A 15507-nucleotide genomic window follows, 5' to 3' on the forward strand; every position below is an offset into this window, starting at 1 on the left:
ATCAGGTTCGACGGTCGGCGCCCCGCTGGCGCCCTCTCAGCCCGAGTCTGCGGGCTCCCGTGTTCTGCGGTTCATGGTATCCCCTGGTGGGTGACCCCACGCGAGCGTCTGTCCTCCGCGCGCCTGTACCTCGTCTGCCCCGCTCGCGACCGTGAGTGGATCGCGGCGGCGGTGCGCGGCGGCGTCGACCTGATCCAGCTGCGCGACAAGGCCCTGGACGACGCCGGGCTGGTCGAGGCCGCGCGCGCGTTCGTCGGCCACGACGCGCTCTTCGTCCTCAACGACCGCCCCGACCTCGTCGAGGCGTGCGGCGCCGACGGCATCCACGTCGGCCAGGACGACATGACGCCCGCGCAGGCCCGCGCGCACGTGGGCGCCGACCGCATCGTCGGCCGCTCGACGCACGAGCCGGCCCAGGCCGCCGAGGCCGACGCAGACCCGAACGTCGACTACGTGGCCGTCGGGCCCGTGCACGCGACCCCGACCAAGCCGGGCCGCCCGGCCGCGGGCCTGCACTACGTCGCGCACGCCGCGAGCACCGTCGGCAAGCCGTGGTTCGCGATCGGCGGGCTGGACGCGACCAACGTGCACGAAGTCGTCGAGCGCGGCGCGACGCGGATCGTTGTCGTGCGCGCGATCACCGAGGCCGAAGACCCCGAGGCCGCGGCGCGCGAGCTCCGCGCCGCGCTGGAGGAGCCCGCGCGTGCCGGACGCTGAGGACGACCTCGCAGCGGCTCGTGAGGCGGCACGGCAGGACTTCGCGCGCGAGCAAGCCGAGGCGGGCCGCGCCCAGGCCGGGGATCGCAACGCGGGCATGCGGCGCGGCTACGCCCGCGGGCGCGCCCGTGACGACGCGATCCGCGCGCAGCTCACGCCGCTCGCGCCCGGCGAGCGCCCGCTCGGGCTCAAGCTCGCGGTCGTCGTCGTGCTGCTCATCTGCGGCGCGAACGCGATCATCGCCGCGACGGACGAGCACTACCTGTACGCGGCGCTGTTCGCGGTCGGCGGGATCGCGCTCGCGGCCGGCCTGTGGGCGCGGATCTACCCCGTCGTGCTGCTCGTGGAGGCGCTGCTCGGCCTCGCGATCATCTTCGCCATCCTCGCGCTGATGCTCGCGACCACGCTGCTCGCCGCCCTCGCCTGCATCGCCGTGGTCGTGATCAGCGCCCCGGTGTTCTGGCTGCTGATCCGCGTGATGGCGCGCCTGCAGGTGCCCAGGCAGTGACGCTGGCCGAGGCGATCGCGGTCGCCGCGGCCGGGTTCGCCGCGGGCGGCGTGAACACGATCGTCGGCTCCGGCTCGCTGATCACGTTCCCCACGCTGCTCGCGGTCGGCTACCCGTCGGTCGTCGCCAACGTGTCGAACTCGGTCGGGCTCGTGCCGGGCGGGATCAGCGGCGCGATCGGCTACCGGCGCGAGCTCCGCGGCCAGTGGCGGCGGGTCGGGTTCCTCGCCATCGGCACGACGTTCGGCGCGCTGCTCGGCGGGATCCTGCTGCTCGAGCTGCCGGAGTCGGTCTTCGACGCGGTCGTCCCGCTCCTGATCCTGCTCGCGGCCGTGTTGATGGCGATCAAGCGCACGCCGGCGGCCCACGCCGACACGGAGCGCAACGCCGCCGGCATCAGCGCCTCGTTCGCGACCGGCATCTACGGCGGCTACTTCGGCGCGGCGCAGGGGATCATCCTGATGTCGCTGCTGCGGCTCTGCTATCCGGACGACCTGCAGCGGCTGAACGCGGTCAAGATCGTGTGCACGGCGGTCGCGAACGGCGTCGCGGCGATCCTCTTCATCGCCGTCGCCGACGTCGCCTGGGAGGCGGCGGGCCTGATCGCGCTCGGGTCGATCGTGGGCGCACAGGTCGCGGCGAAGTACGGACGCCACATCCCCTCCGAAGTGCTCCGCTGGGTCGTGGTGGTCGTCGCGACCGTCGTCGCCGTGATTCTCTTCGTGACCTGATTCCCATCACTTAGTCAAGTTCGATCCATTCCCGCCGAAGGAGTGGAGCATGACCCTCACCCGCCGCCTTCGTGTCTTGCTGGCCTGTGCGGCCGCGCTCGTCCTGGCTCCCAGTGCCGCCCACGCGGCGACGATCACCTCCACGACCTCCGGTGACTGGGACGATCCAGCCACCTGGGCCGGAGGCGTCGTCCCGGGCTCATCGGACGCGGTCGTCGTCGACGACGCGGTCACGCTGACCGGCGACGTGACGGTCGCGGAGGTCACGGTCAACGGCGGCGCCATGCTCACGCTCGATGGCTCGCGGCTGACCAGCAGCGGCGACGTCTCCCTGCTCGGCGACTCCTACACCACCTCGTGGCTGACGGACGGCCCGCTCGACGTCGCCGGCGACCTGCTCATCCAGAACACCGCGATCTCGAACGCGACGATCACCGCCGCCGGCGGCAACACCGAGTTCAGCGGCCCGCTCCCCGGTGACACGGAGGCGTCGTCGTTCTGGACGAACTCGACCTTCACGCAGAACTTCGGCGGGGTGACGTTCAGCGGCCACCGGTTGGCCGGCGCGGTGGACCCGGTGCTCAACGACGCCAACCTCACCGTGCGCGGCGTCAACGACCTTGACGGGCGCCAGCTCACGCTCACCGGCTGGGGCGGCGTGTTCTTCGAGCCGACCGCCGTGACGGGGATCGGCGGCGCGCCCATGCTCAACGTCGGCGCGCTCACCGTCAGCGGCATGCACCAGACGACCGTCGACTGGTCGGGCATCGTCGGCGGCGCCGCGGACACCGACCGCGTGAACCTGATCGCGGCCGCGGCCGGTGACGCGACCGACCTCATCTACAGCAGCGCCGGCAGCACCACGTTCGGCGGTCCGCTCACCGGCGAGTCGCTGTACGTGACCTATTCCGGCAACCCGCGCCCCGCGGCCAACCCGCTGCCGTCCGTGTCCTCGTCCAGCAGCCTGCCCGGGCACGCGGAGGAGGGCGACACGATCACCTGCGACCCGGGCACGTGGACGCCGGACGACACGAAGGTCTATTCCTGGGCATCCGACGGCAACGAGATCAGCGGCGAGACCGGAAGCACGTTCGAGGTCACGAGCGCCCAGCTCACGACCGACATCACCTGCACGGTCTCCGTCACCGTCAACGGCGTCACCGGCACTGAGGAGTCCAGCAACGCGGTCCACGCCGACGTCGCGCCGGGCAACATCCTCGAGCCCGAGGTGTCCCCGACGACCGCTGCGGTCGGCGACGTCCTGACCTGCGACGAGGGCCTGTGGTCCGCGGTCTCGCCGAGCTACGCCTACACGTGGGAGCGCGACGGCGTGACGATCGGCGGCGCCACGGCGCGGACCTACACGACGGTGAGCGCCGACGGCGACACCGACGTCACCTGCTCGGTCGTGGCCACCGACGGCCTCGCGAGCTCGGCCCCGGTGCAGTCGATCACGGCCGCGGCGGTCGCCGGCGGCCCGAGCGCGACCACGCCGCCGTCGGCGACGAGCACCCGCACCCCGACGAACCGCGCCACGACGGGCGACGTGATCACCTGCGACCCGGGCGTGTGGAACCCGGACGGCGCGAAGGCCTACGCCTGGAAGCGCAACGGCACGCCGATCGCCGGCGCGACCGCCACCACGTACACGGTCGTCGTCGCCGACCTCGGCACGGACCTCAAGTGCGCCGTGACGGTGACCGCGAGCGGCGAGAGCGGCAGCGCCGACTCCGCCGCGGTGACGGTCGTCGCCACGCCCACCAACTCCGTCGCCCCCGCGATCACCGGCACGTACGCCGCGGGCAAGGGCACGCCGGGCGAGCCGCTCACCTGTGGGGCGGGCACCTGGACCGGCAGCCCGACATACGGCTACTCGTGGAAGCGCGGCGCGACCGAAGTCGCCACGACGAGCGCCTACACCCCCGTCGGCGGCGACGTCGGCGCCACGCTCACCTGCACGGTGACCGCGACCGTCAACACGATCGCCGGCGCGCCCGCGACCACGGCCGGCGTCACGATCTTCGCCACGCCCGGGAACACGACGGCGCCCGCGATCACCGGCACGCCCGTCGTCGGCAAGACACGGCTCGGTCTGGCACTGAGCTGCACCCCGGGCACGTGGACCGGCGGCCCGACGTTCACCTACGCGTGGGAGCGCGACGGCACGCCGATCGGCGGCGCGACGGCCGCCACCTACACGCCGGCCGGCGCCGACCTGAACACCGAGCTGACCTGCGTCGTCTCCGCCACGGCCAACGGCCTCACCACCCTGGCGACCACGACCGGCGTCGACGTCGTCGCGGTCGCCGAGAACACGACGCCGCCGGCCGTCACCGGCACCCACGCCACCGGCAAGGGCACCCCGGGCGAGCAGCTCACCTGCGGCACGGGCGCCTGGACGCTGAGCGCGACGTACAGCTTCTCGTGGAAGCGCGGCACCACCGAGGTCGCGACCATGAGCACCTACACGCCCGTCCTCGCCGACGTCGGCGCGACGCTCACGTGCGCCGTCACCGCCGACGCCAACGGCATCCCGAGCGCGCCGGCCGCGTCCACCGGCGTGACGATCTTCGCCGCGCCCGAGAACACGACGGCCCCGGCGATCACCGGCACGCCCGTCGCGGGCAAGACGCGGCTCGGCCTGGCGCTCACCTGCGCCCCGGGCACCTGGACGCACGGCCCGGCGTTCACCTACGCGTGGGAGCGCGACGGCACGCCGATCGGCGGCGCGACGTCCGCCACGTACACGCCGGCCGGCGCCGACCTGAACACCGAGCTCACGTGCACCGTCACGGGCGCGGCCAACGGCCTCACCGGCACGCCGGTCACGGCCACGGGCGTCGACGTCGTCGAGACGGCGGAGAACACCGTGGCGCCGTCGATTACCGGGACGCTCGCCGCGGCCAAGTCGCTGCCCGGAACGGCCCTGACCTGCGACGCGGGCACGTGGACCCTCAGCCCGACGCTCGACTACGCGTGGAAGCGTGGGTCGACGACGGTCGCGACCACTGGCACCTACACCCCGGTCGCCGCCGACGCGGGCGCCACGCTCACGTGCGAGGTCACCGGCACCGCCAACGGCGTGCCGAGCGCGGCCGTCGCCTCGACCGGCGTCGCGGTCCTCCCGAACCCGGACAACACCGCGGCCCCGGCGCTCAGCGGCTCCGGCATCGTCGGTGAGGCGCTCACGTGCGCCACCGGCAGCTGGGCCGGCACCCCGGACCTGTTCGTGCGCTGGCTGCGCGGCGACACCGTCGTCGCGTCCGGCTCGAGCGTCTACACGCTCGTCCGCGCCGACCGCAACGCCGAGCTGCGCTGCAAGGTGACGGCGACGACGCTGGGTGCCGAGCGCACGGCGAGCTCCGCGCCGGTGACGGTCAAGGCCGCCGCCCCGATCACCATCACCGAGCAGCCCGAGGCGGTCATCACGACCCGCGGCGCGCGCGTGGCCTACACGCTCGCGCCCGACGTCACGGTCACCGGCTGCACGCTCAACGGCACAGCGCTCGCGTCCTGCGCCAGCCCGATCGCCCTGGACTCGCTGGCGAGCACGGCCGACCACGCGCTGGTCATCAACCTCCGCAACGAGTACGGCGAGGACGAGACGCGCACGGTCAACTTCGCCACCCGGGTCGCCGGCCCGTCGGTGGCGATCACCAACTGGCCGGAGTTCAACCGGGCCCCCCGGTTCAGGCTCCTGGCGCTGAAGTTCCGCGTCGACGCTGGGGCGCTGGTGGCCTGCACGTTCGACGGCCGGCCCGTCTCGTGCAGCGCCGCGGGCGCCGACCTGCTCGTGCCCCGCAGCGGCGTGCACGTGTTCGAGGTGACCGCCACCGACGTCCACGGCGGCACGGGCTCGGACAAGCGGACCCTCGAGGTCGTCGAGGTCGGCAGCATCCTCCCGGTGAAGGTGCGCGGCGTCGCCGGCAGCACGATCACGATCCCGTCGGTGGAGGACCTGCGTGGGCACACGTTCAAGGCCAACGTCAGCGGTGTCACCGTGGTGCCGATCGGCTCCGGCGACCTGTCCTGGGGCCTGCTGATCAAGCTGCCGGCCAAGCCGGGCAAGGTCCGCCTGGACACGTTCCACCCGTCGGACCCGGTCAACGAGATCGGCAGGACCGTGATCGAGGTCACCCAGGAGGAGGCGACGACCGTCGACGAGACGGCCGGCGGCCTGATCGACGCGAACTCGCCGCTCACCTGCCCGAAGGGCGCGGCCGGCTCGTTCTATGTCTGGTACATCGACGGCAAGCTCGTGCGCACCGACACGAGCAACGTGTTCCCGGCCAAGCTGCTGCCCAAGACCGGCGAGGTGTCGTGCGCGGTCAACGACCCCATCAAGGGGTTGTCGCCGCAGGTCAAGACGCTGATCGACAACGACGTCCGGCTCGCGCTCAAGGTCGTGGACAACGCCCTCTCGTTCGTCGTCAGCAAGAAGGTCTGGGTCGAGTTCAAGGTCGCCCAGGTGACCTCCTACGGCCAGTCGTCCAGCGCCAAGCCCGTGAAGGCCCGCTACACGACGCTCAAGACCAAGAAGCAGACGCTCCGCCGGGGTTGGACCCGGATCTCGTTGGGCCGCAAGCTGCCGAAGTCGGGCTACCGGGTCACGGTCAAGATCAAGCGCGGGAAGCGGTACAGCAAGCCGTTGGTCCTCAGCAAGGGCTGAGGGGCGGGAAAAGTGGCGGCCATGTACTAACGTGGCCGCCACTTATGCCTGAGCAATATGACTGCATCGTCATCGGCTCCGGGCCGGGTGGGTATGTCGCCGCGATCCGTGCCGCCCAGCTCGGGATGAAGACCGCCGTGGTGGAGAAGGACAAGGTCGGCGGGCGTTGCTTGAACTACGCCTGCATTCCGGCCAAGGCCGTCCTCCGTGTCGCCGACATCCTCTCTGAGATCGACGACGCCGACGAGTTCGGCATCGAGGTCTCCGGCCGCGAGGTCGATTTCTCCAAGGTCTCCGCCCGCCGCGAGAAGGTCGTCAAGACCCTCACCGGCGGTGTCAGCGGCCTGTTCAAGAAGAACAAGATCGACGTCATCGAGGGCGAGGGCTCCCTCGCCGAGGGCGGCGGCGTGAAGGTCGGCGACGACGTCTACCAGGCGTCGAAGGCGATCATCCTCGCCACCGGCTCCGTCCCCAAGCCCGTTCCCGGCACGCAGTTCGGCGGCCGCGTGATCGGCACCGAGGAAGCGTGGGCGCTGCCCGAGCTGCCGAAGAAGATCGCCGTGCTCGGCGCCGGGGCCTCCGGCTCGGAGATCGCGTCGGCGTATGGTCGCCTCGGCACCGAGGTCCTGCTCTTCGAGATGCTGGACCGTGTCCTCCCGACCGAGGACGCGGACATCTCCAAGGTCGCCGGCCGCACCCTCGCCAAGCAGAACATCAAGATCAGCCTCGGCGTTCCCGTCGAGAACGTCCAGTCGCACGACGACAAGGTCACGTTCTCCTACGGCGACAAGACCGACGAGGCCGACTACCTGATCATCGCCGCCGGCCGCGGGCCGGACGTCGAGGCGCTCGGCCTCGACAAGGCGGGCGTCAAGCTCACCGACCGCGGCCTGATCGAGGTCGACGGCGCGCTGCGCACGTCGGTCGAGAAGGTCTACGCCATCGGTGACCTCGTCCCCGGGCCCGCGCTCGCGCACAAGGCGTCCGACGAGGGCGTCATCGCCGTCGAGGACGCGAACGGGATGAAGACGCACCCGATCGAGTACATCGACATCCCGCGCGCGACGTTCTGCACGCCCAACGTCGCCTCCTTCGGGCTGACCGAGGCGCAGGCGCGCGAGCAGGGCATCGACGTCGTCGTCGGCAAGGTCCAGTACGGCGCCGTCGGCGCCGGCACGGTCTACGGCGACCGCGGCGGCGTCATCAAGATCATCGGCGACAAGAAGTACGGCGAGCTGGTCGGCGGCCACATCGTGGGCGCGAAGGCCACCGAGCTGATCCAGGAGCTGGTCAACGCCAAGGCGCTCGAGGGCGGCTACGCCGAAGTGGCGCGCATCATCCACGGCCATCCGACGCTGTCGGAAGGCGTGATGGAGGCCGCGCGTGCCGCAGACGGCTGGCTCATCCACGGATAAGCCTGTCGGGCGGCAGCAGCCGCGTTTCTATTACGACCTCGCCTCCCCCGAGAGCTACCTCGTCGCCGAACGAGCGCTCCACGCGGTGGGCGAGGTCCCGGAGTGGATCCCGGTGAGCCTGCGCTCGCCGGCCTTCCGGTGCGCGGAGGAGATCGCCTCCTACCGTGAGGACGTCGAGCGCCGCGCGTCGGCGCTCGGCGTGCTGCCGATCCGCTGGCCCGAGCCCTTCCCGTCCGAGGATCTGCGGTGGGCGACGCTCGCCGCGACCTACGCGAAGTGGATCGGCCGCGGCGTCGCCTTCTCGCTCGCCGCGCTGCGTCAGGCGTTCGCGGGCGGCCGCGACCTCGGCGAGCGCGACAACGTGCTGCTCGCCGCCGCCGCGTGCGAGATGCACCCGCACGCGGTGATCAAAGGCGTCGAGCTGGGCTCCACCGCCCGCGCGCTGGAGGAGGCGCACGCACGGGCGGCCGCCGACGGCGTCGACACCGTCCCCGCGATCTGGGTCGACGGGCAGGTATTGGCCGGCGAACGCGCAATTCCGGTGTGATGCGCGCCAACCGGGCCTACGAGCTCCTCGTCCACCGCCAAGGACGCTTCTTCCGCCCGTCGGACAAGCTCGAGCAGGTCGAGGTGGTCGACATCGACACGGGCGAGACGATCCTGTTCTGGGACACCCGCCCGCGCGACACCGGCAAGCTCGCCCGCGCCCTACGCGCCGACCTCGCCCAGCTCGAGGCGGACGAGTTCCTCGCGCGCTGGCGCCGCTACGAGCTCAGCTAGAGCGGCTTGCGGAAGTTGATCGAACGCGGCTCGTAGCCGGCGCGCTCGGTCCAGAACGGCACGGACACCGGCCCACGGTGGTACGTCGTGGTCTCCGCGACCACCGCGCCCCGCTCGCGGCCCCACGCCTCGGCGGCTTCGACCAGCGCGGTGCCCAGGCCCGCGCGGCGGTGCTCGCGCAGCACCGCCAGGTACTCGATGCTCAGGCGCGGGCGGGTCACGTCGACGGGCGACGCCCAGCGCGCGCCGTCCGGCGGACGGATCAAGCGCGCGTAGAGGCTGCCGACCACCTCGCCCTCGTGCTCGAGGACGAGGTCGAGCTCATCGCCGCCCGCGTCCGCGAGCTCCGCGTCCTGCCAGGCGGCGAACCCGTCCATGTCGGGCACGCGAAAGCGCTCCGGGTCGAGCTCGGCGTAGTGGGCGGCCAGGTCGGCGTGGACGCGCGCGAGCGCGGCGCCGTCGCCGGTGCGGGCGGGGCGGACGGTCACTCGGCGAGGCGAGCGAGACGGTCGATCATCGTCTGGATGATCGGGCCGTAGGCGGCGGCAATCGCGCCTTCGAGCGGGCCGGGCGCGCGCAGGTCGACCGCGACCACGCTGCCGGAGCCCTGGCCGACGACCCGGTGGGTCATCACCGCAGGCCCGACGCGCCACGTCCAGGAGCGCTCGGACTTGCTGGTGATCTTGGCCGGCACAGGGATCACGCCGAGCAGCCGCGCGGCGCCGACCGCGCCCGCGCGGACCTCCGGCGTGCCGAGGCCCCAGGCGCCGCGGACGTGGGGCGCCCAGGCCGACCAGGCGCCGGGGCGCGCCAGCAGCGCCCAGGCGACGGGGGCCGAAGCCGATGACTGAGCTGTCCACGTCCGCATAGGTCTGGGCTACCCCCGCTCAGGCGCGCAGGACCACCTTCAACGCGTCATGCTCGCCCGCGGCGGCGAAGACGTCGTAGGCCTCCTCGATCTGGTCGAGCGCGAACTCGTGGGTGCCGAGCTTCTCGGCCTCCATCCGCCCGTCGCGGGCGAGCTTGAGCAGCGTCGGGATCGTGGTGCCGCTCACGAGCCCGGTGGTGATCGTGATGTTCTTGATCCACAGGTCCTCGAGGTGCAGCGTCGTCGGCGCGCCGTGCACGCCGATGTTGGCCACCGTGCCGCCCGCGCGCACGATTCGCGTGCACAGGTCGAAGGTCGCCGGGATGCCGACGGCCTCCATCGCCACGTCCACGCCCGCGCCGTCCGTCACCGCGAGGATCTCCTGCTCGGCGTTCTCGCCGCCCTGGACCGTGTGCGTCGCCCCGAACCGCTCCGCGTGCCGCAGCCGCGAGGTCTCCATGTCGACGGCGATGATCCGGCCGGCACCGGCGATCTTGGCCGTCATCATCGCCGCGAGCCCGACCGGCCCGGCGCCGACCACCGCGATCGTGTCCCCCGGCTGCACGCGCCCGTTCTGGACGCCGATCTCGTAGCCCGTCGGGAGGATGTCGGCGAGGAACAGCACCTGCTCGTCCGACACCCCGTCCGGCACGAGATGGACCGACGTCTCGGCGTAGGGCACGCGCGCGTACTGCGCCTGCACGCCGTCGATCAGGTGGCCGAAGATCCAGCCGATCCCACCCACGGCGTCGCAGTGCGCGGCCATCCCGGCCTTGCACGGCCCGCAGCGCCCACACGAGGTGATCGCCGGCACGAGCACCTTGTCGCCCTGCTTCAGAGACGACACCGCGGCACCCGTCTCGACGACCGTGCCCACCGCCTCGTGCCCGAGGATCCGCCCCTCGGTCACCGCGGGCACGTCGCCCTTGAGGATGTGCAGGTCGGTGCCGCAGATCGTCGTCGTGTCGACCTTGACGATCACGTCCGTCGGGTCCTGGATGCCCGGGTCGTCGACGTCGTCCCAGGATCGTTGCCCGGGCCCGCCGAACACCAGCGCCTTCATCGCTCTCCCCCTTGAAGTTGACCGCCCCCGATGTTCATGCGGTCGCGTTACCGCGCCGCTGCATGGGTATGGACACCGCATGGCCGATGGGCTCGACGAGGCGCGCGAATGGCTCGCGACGATGCTGTTGATCCGGCGCTTCGAGGAGCGCGCGGGGCAGATGTACGCCAAGAACAAGGTCGGCGGCTTCCTGCACCTGGCGATCGGTGAGGAGGCGACGATCGTCGGCGCCGTCCGGGCGATGCGCGACGAGGACTACCTGATCTCGACCTACCGCTCGCACGGCCACGCGATCGCGCGCGGCACCGACCCCAAGCGCGTCATGGCCGAGCTGTTCGGCAAGGCGACGGGCGTGTCGGGCGGACGCGGCGGCTCGATGCACATGTTCGACGGCGAGCGCCGCTTCATGGGCGGCTACGGGATCGTCGGCGGCAACCTCCCGCTCGCGGCCGGGATCGCGTTCAGCAGCGACTACCGCGAGACCGAGGAGGTCACGGTCTGCGTGTTCGGCGACGGCGCCGCCAACCAGGGCACGTTCGGCGAGACGCTCAACCTCGCCGCGCTGTGGAAGCTTCCGGTCGTGTTCATGGTCACCAACAACCAGTTCGGCATGGGCACCTCGCTCGAGCGCCACTCCGCGCAGACCGACCTGCACAAGCGCGGCGAGGGCTACGGCGTGCCCGGCCTGCGCGCGGACGGGATGGACGTCGGCGACACCTACGAGGTCATGAGCGAGGCGATCGAGCGCGTCCGCGCCGACCGCACGCCGATCCTCGTCGAGGCCGTCACCTACCGCTTCGCCGGCCACTCGATGGCCGACCCCGAGGAGTACCGCGAGAAGGACGACGTCAAGGAGTGGCGCGAGCAGCACGATCCGATCAAGAACTTCGCCGAGAAGCTCGAGGACGTGGACCTCGAAGCGCTCGACGAGGAGATCGGCGCGCGGATCGACGCCGCCGTCGAGTTCGCCGAGGACTCCGACTTCCCCACGCCCGAGTCGATCTACGACCACCTCTACGTCGATGGCTGAGCTGCGCTACCGGGAGGCGCTCAACCAGGCGCTGCGCGAGGAGCTGGAGCGCGACGAGCGCGTCTTCATCCTCGGCGAGGACATCGGCGTCTTCCAGGGCGCGTTCAAGGTCACCGACGGCCTGCTGGAGGCGTTCGGCGACAAGCGGGTGCGCGACACGCCGATCTCCGAGAACACGATCGTCGGCCTCGGCGTGGGCGCCGCGATGACCGGCCTGCGCCCGATCGTCGAGCTGATGACGGTCAACTTCAGTCTGCTCGCGATGGACCAGATCGTCAATCACATGGCCGCGATCCCATACATGTTCAACGGCCAGGCGCGCGTCCCGATGGTGGTGCGGATGCCGCAGGGCGCCGGCCACCAGCTCGGCCCCACGCACAGCCACTGCCTCGAGGCGATCTACCTCCACGTGCCCGGGATGCTGCTCGCCGTGCCGTCGACCCCCGCCGACGCCAAGGGCCTGCTCAAGGCCGCGATCCGCGACGACAACCCGGTCGTCTTCATCGAGCACGAGTCGCTCTACGGCGCCAAGGGCGAGGTCCCGGAGGACGAGGACCACCTGGTCGAGTTCGGCCAGGCCGCGATCCGGCGCGAGGGCACCGACGTGACCATCGTCGGCATCTCGCGGATGGCGATCACCGCGCAGGAGGCGGCCGAGACGCTGGCGGAAGAGCACGACATCCAGGCCGAGGTGATCGACCCGCGCACGCTGCGCCCGCTCGACCTGCCGACGATCCTGGAGTCCGTCCGCAAGACGAACCGCTGCGTGATCGTGGAGGAGGGCTGGCCGCACGGCGGCGTCGGCGCGAACCTCGCGGCGCTCATCCAGGAGCAGGCCTTCGACCACCTGGACGCGCCGATCCTGCGCGTGAGCGGCCTGGACCTGCCGATGCCGTACTCCAAGCCGCTCGAGCAGCTCGCGTTCCCGCACGCGGAGCAGGTCGTCGAGACGGTCAAGTCGCTCTTCTAGCGACTCGGGTGCAACAAGTCTTATAACCGCGCGGCGGGGTGGCGCGTAGAAGCGGCGACCCCAACCTCAGGAGCATCTCATGAGGACAGCCCTGCTTGGCGCGGCGACCGTCGCCGCCCTCGCGGCCGGCACGCTGGCGACCACCGGCGTGCTCGGCTCCTCGCATCGCGAGGCCCCGCGCATCATGCTCGACCCGAGCGCCGACAACACCGACCTCTACGCGTTCACGGCCCCGGACGCGCCCGGCAAGGTGACCGTGATCTCGAACTGGGTGCCGCTGCAGAACCCGGCGGGCGGGCCGTACTTCGGCAAGCTCGACCCGGAGGCCCGGTACTACATCAAGATCGACAACACGGGCGACGGCGTCGAGGACGTCTCCTACCGCTGGCAGTTCCGGAACACGTTCCGGAACCCGAACTCGTTCCTGTACGCGGTGCCGCCGGTCAACGCGATCGGCGACAAGAACCTCAACTTCGTCCAGACCTACGACCTCTACCGCGGGCGCTACCGCGGCGGCAAGCTCGTGAGCGAGACCCGGATCGGCCACAACGTGCCGGTCGCGCCGGACAACGTCGGGCCCAAGACGATGCCCAACTACGCGGCGGTCGCCGCGGGCGCCGTGAAGCCGCTGCCCGGCGGCGGCAAGACGTTCGTCGGCCCCGTCGACGACCCGTTCTTCGTCGACCTCGGCTCGATCTTCGACGGCATCAACATCGACAAGCCCGGCCGCGCGGCGATCGGGCTCGGCAACCAGGGCGGCGGCAAGGACGACGTCTCCGGCTTCAACGTGCACTCGTTCGCGCTGCAGCTCCCGGCGGCCGAGCTCACGCGCGACGGCCGCGCGGTGGCCTCGCCGACCGCGCCGAACGCCGTCGTCGGCCTGTGGACGAGCACCGAGCGCAAGGCGATCAAGGTCAAGCGCGGCAAGGCCTCCGAGCGCTGGGTGCAGGTCAGCCGGCTCGGCAACCCGCTGATCAACGAGGTCGTGATCCCGATCGGGGCGAAGGACTTCTACAACGCCACCGCACCAAAGGACGACCTGAAGAACTTCGGGGCGGGCGCGCTCGCGCCGGAGCCCGCGAAGATCCTCAACGCGCTGTTCAAGCTCGACATCAAGGAGACGGGCCGCACCGACGTCGTGCAGGCGCTGCTGACCGGCATCCCCGGGCTGACGCAGATCGCCCCCGGCGCAGTCCCCGCCGACACGCTGAAGTTCAACCTCGGCGTCCCGGCGTCCGCCAAGCCGAACCGCTTCGGCGTGCTCGCCGGTGACACCGCCGGCTTCCCGAACGGCCGCCGCCTGGCCGACGACGTGACCGACATCGAGCTGCGCGTGATCGCCGGCGCGCTGCTCAAGCCCGAGCAGGGCGGCAAGCAGATCCCGCTCGGCGACGGCATCGACGTCAACGACAAGCCGTTCCGGGACACGTTCCCGTACGTCGCGCTGCCCGACAGCGGCTTCGACGCCAAGTTCGGCCGCGTCGAGCCCGCCCACGCCCCCGTCCCGCAGCCCCCGACGCCGTGATCAAGCGCGCACTCATCGCCGTCACCGCCGCGTTCGTCGCGGCGGTGGCGGTCTTCGCCACCCGCGGCGACGCGCCCGCCGCGACGCCCGTCGAGCGACCCGTCCTGACCGGGTCCGCCGCCGACATCCCCGTCCTCCAGCGGGCCGTGGACGCCGGCCAGGATGACTACCGGCCCGCGCTGGCGCAGGCCTACCTGCAGCGCTCGCGCGAGACCGAGGACCCGGCGGACTACGACCGCGCCTCGAAGGCGCTGGGCCGCCCGCGCACGCCGGACGCGTTCGCGACGGCCGCGCAGATCGCGGCCGCCCGCCACGAGTTCCCACGCGCGCTGCGGCTGGCGGCGCGCGCCGGGAACGTCGGCGACCCGATCCGCGTCGACTCGCTGGTCGAGCTCGGCCGCCTCGACGAGGCCGAGCGCGTCCTGCAGGCGATGATCGACCGCCGGCCGAACCTCGCCGGCTACGCCCGTGCCTCCTACGTGCGGGAGCTGCGCGGCGACCTCGACGGCGCCACCGAGGCCATGCGGCTCGCCGTCGCCGCGGGCGGGCCGACCGCCGAGAACAGCGCGTACGTGAGCATCCTGCTCGGCGAGCTCGAACGCCGGCGCGGGCGGCCCGTGACGGCACGCCGGGCGTACAAGCGGGCGCAGGCGCTCGTGCCGAACCACCCGGAGGTCGAGATGGGCCTCGCGCGGGTGGAGGCGGACGGCGCGCTCGAGGACGCGATCGCGCGGCTGGAGCGGCTCGTGGCGCGGATCCCGGACACGGACCACCTCGTCGCCCTCGGCGAGGCGCAGCTGGCGGCCGGGAAACCGGCGCAACGCACCTTCGAGCGCGTGGCCAGGAAGGCGAGCGTGCTCGGCAAGGTGAACGTCGACACGGCGCAGGAGTTCGCCGTCGTCGAGGCCGACCACGGCGATCCCCAGAAGGGCGTGAAGCTGGCCCGGTTCGCCTACGCGGAGGCGCCGAGCGCGCGGTCCGCGGACGCGCTCGGCTGGGCGCTGACCCGCGCCGGCAAGCCAAACGAGGGGCTTCGGTACGCGCGCATCGCGTTGCGTGACGGGGCCGTCGACCCGCTGTGGCTGGCGCACGCCGGCCTGACCGAGATCGCCGCGGGCGGCGACGGGCGGCGCGAGCTGCGACGCGCGCTCGCCCACGGCCTCGACGGCTACCCCTGGCAGGCGCAGCGCGTGCGTCGCGCGCTGGCGTGATCTGAAGCGGGCGGCCTCGC

The 15507-nt window shown here is 72.1% G+C and carries 14 protein-coding genes; 11 read left to right on the forward strand and 3 right to left on the reverse strand.

The features are described 5' to 3' along the window. The first annotated feature begins 90 nt into the window (after positions 1–90). The 7 genes from thiE to OJ997_RS16195 are packed head-to-tail and all read left to right on the forward strand — an operon-like array spanning position 91 to position 8820. Positions 91–717, forward strand: coding sequence for a thiamine phosphate synthase (thiE, locus tag OJ997_RS16165; RefSeq protein ID WP_270026199.1), 627 nt, complete (start codon positions 91–93; stop codon positions 715–717). After that, positions 704–1225 (forward strand): hypothetical protein, encoded by a 522-nt coding sequence (locus OJ997_RS16170; protein WP_270026200.1) that lies wholly within the window; start codon positions 704–706, stop codon positions 1223–1225. The genes thiE and OJ997_RS16170 overlap by 14 nt, the downstream gene beginning before the upstream one ends. Beyond that, positions 1222–1956, forward strand: a complete 735-nt coding sequence (locus OJ997_RS16175; RefSeq protein ID WP_270026201.1) for a sulfite exporter TauE/SafE family protein — start codon at positions 1222–1224, stop codon at positions 1954–1956. Before OJ997_RS16170 ends, OJ997_RS16175 begins: the two co-directional genes overlap by 4 nt. 49 nt (positions 1957–2005) lie before the next feature. Further along, positions 2006–6625: a hypothetical protein gene (locus OJ997_RS16180; RefSeq protein ID WP_270026202.1), complete on the forward strand. Its 4620-nt coding sequence runs from the start codon at positions 2006–2008 to the stop codon at positions 6623–6625. A 44-nt stretch (positions 6626–6669) separates the two neighbouring features. Continuing rightward, positions 6670–8040: a dihydrolipoyl dehydrogenase gene (lpdA, locus tag OJ997_RS16185; RefSeq protein ID WP_270026203.1), complete on the forward strand. Its 1371-nt coding sequence runs from the start codon at positions 6670–6672 to the stop codon at positions 8038–8040. Further along, the gene (locus OJ997_RS16190) at positions 8009–8587 is read left to right on the forward strand and encodes a DsbA family protein (protein ID WP_270026204.1); all 579 of its coding nucleotides are present in this window, start codon (positions 8009–8011) and stop codon (positions 8585–8587) included. Before lpdA ends, OJ997_RS16190 begins: the two co-directional genes overlap by 32 nt. Next, a complete protein-coding gene (locus OJ997_RS16195; protein ID WP_270026205.1) occupies positions 8587–8820 on the forward strand; it encodes a hypothetical protein in 234 nt (77 codons plus the stop codon). The genes OJ997_RS16190 and OJ997_RS16195 overlap by 1 nt, the downstream gene beginning before the upstream one ends. Here the strand turns inward: OJ997_RS16195 and OJ997_RS16200 are convergent. From OJ997_RS16200 to OJ997_RS16210, 3 genes are read right to left on the reverse strand one after another with little or no spacing between them, the layout of a single operon-like run. Beyond that, entirely contained in the window at positions 8817–9308 is a 492-nt protein-coding gene (locus OJ997_RS16200; protein ID WP_270026206.1) for a GNAT family N-acetyltransferase, read from the reverse strand. The two genes, OJ997_RS16195 and OJ997_RS16200, sit on opposite strands and share 4 nt — an antisense overlap. Further along, positions 9305–9688 carry an SRPBCC family protein gene (locus OJ997_RS16205; protein ID WP_270026207.1) on the reverse strand — a complete coding sequence of 128 codons (384 nt, stop codon included), beginning with the start codon at positions 9686–9688 and terminating at the stop codon, positions 9305–9307. The genes OJ997_RS16200 and OJ997_RS16205 overlap by 4 nt, the downstream gene beginning before the upstream one ends. Before the next feature lie 19 nt (positions 9689–9707). Then, complete coding sequence (locus tag OJ997_RS16210; RefSeq protein WP_270026208.1) at positions 9708–10751, reverse strand: zinc-dependent alcohol dehydrogenase family protein; 1044 nt, start codon at positions 10749–10751, stop codon at positions 9708–9710. Between the two features lie 79 nt (positions 10752–10830). On the opposite strand from OJ997_RS16210, the gene pdhA reads away from it, so the two are divergent. The 4 genes from pdhA (at position 10831) to OJ997_RS16230 (ending at position 15487) form a co-directional block, all read left to right on the forward strand. Next, positions 10831–11781, forward strand: coding sequence for a pyruvate dehydrogenase (acetyl-transferring) E1 component subunit alpha (gene pdhA, locus OJ997_RS16215; protein ID WP_270026209.1), 951 nt, complete (start codon positions 10831–10833; stop codon positions 11779–11781). Next, entirely contained in the window at positions 11774–12751 is a 978-nt protein-coding gene (locus tag OJ997_RS16220; RefSeq protein WP_270026210.1) for an alpha-ketoacid dehydrogenase subunit beta, read from the forward strand. Before pdhA ends, OJ997_RS16220 begins: the two co-directional genes overlap by 8 nt. Before the next feature lie 79 nt (positions 12752–12830). Continuing rightward, entirely contained in the window at positions 12831–14276 is a 1446-nt protein-coding gene (locus OJ997_RS16225; protein WP_270026211.1) for a DUF4331 domain-containing protein, read from the forward strand. Then, positions 14273–15487 carry a tetratricopeptide repeat protein gene (locus tag OJ997_RS16230; protein WP_270026212.1) on the forward strand — a complete coding sequence of 405 codons (1215 nt, stop codon included), beginning with the start codon at positions 14273–14275 and terminating at the stop codon, positions 15485–15487. The genes OJ997_RS16225 and OJ997_RS16230 overlap by 4 nt, the downstream gene beginning before the upstream one ends. Positions 15488–15507: the final 20 nt, after the last annotated feature.

Origin of the sequence: Solirubrobacter phytolaccae (assembly GCF_027587195.1) — a bacterium.
Classification (GTDB): domain Bacteria; phylum Actinomycetota; class Thermoleophilia; order Solirubrobacterales; family Solirubrobacteraceae; genus Solirubrobacter; species Solirubrobacter phytolaccae.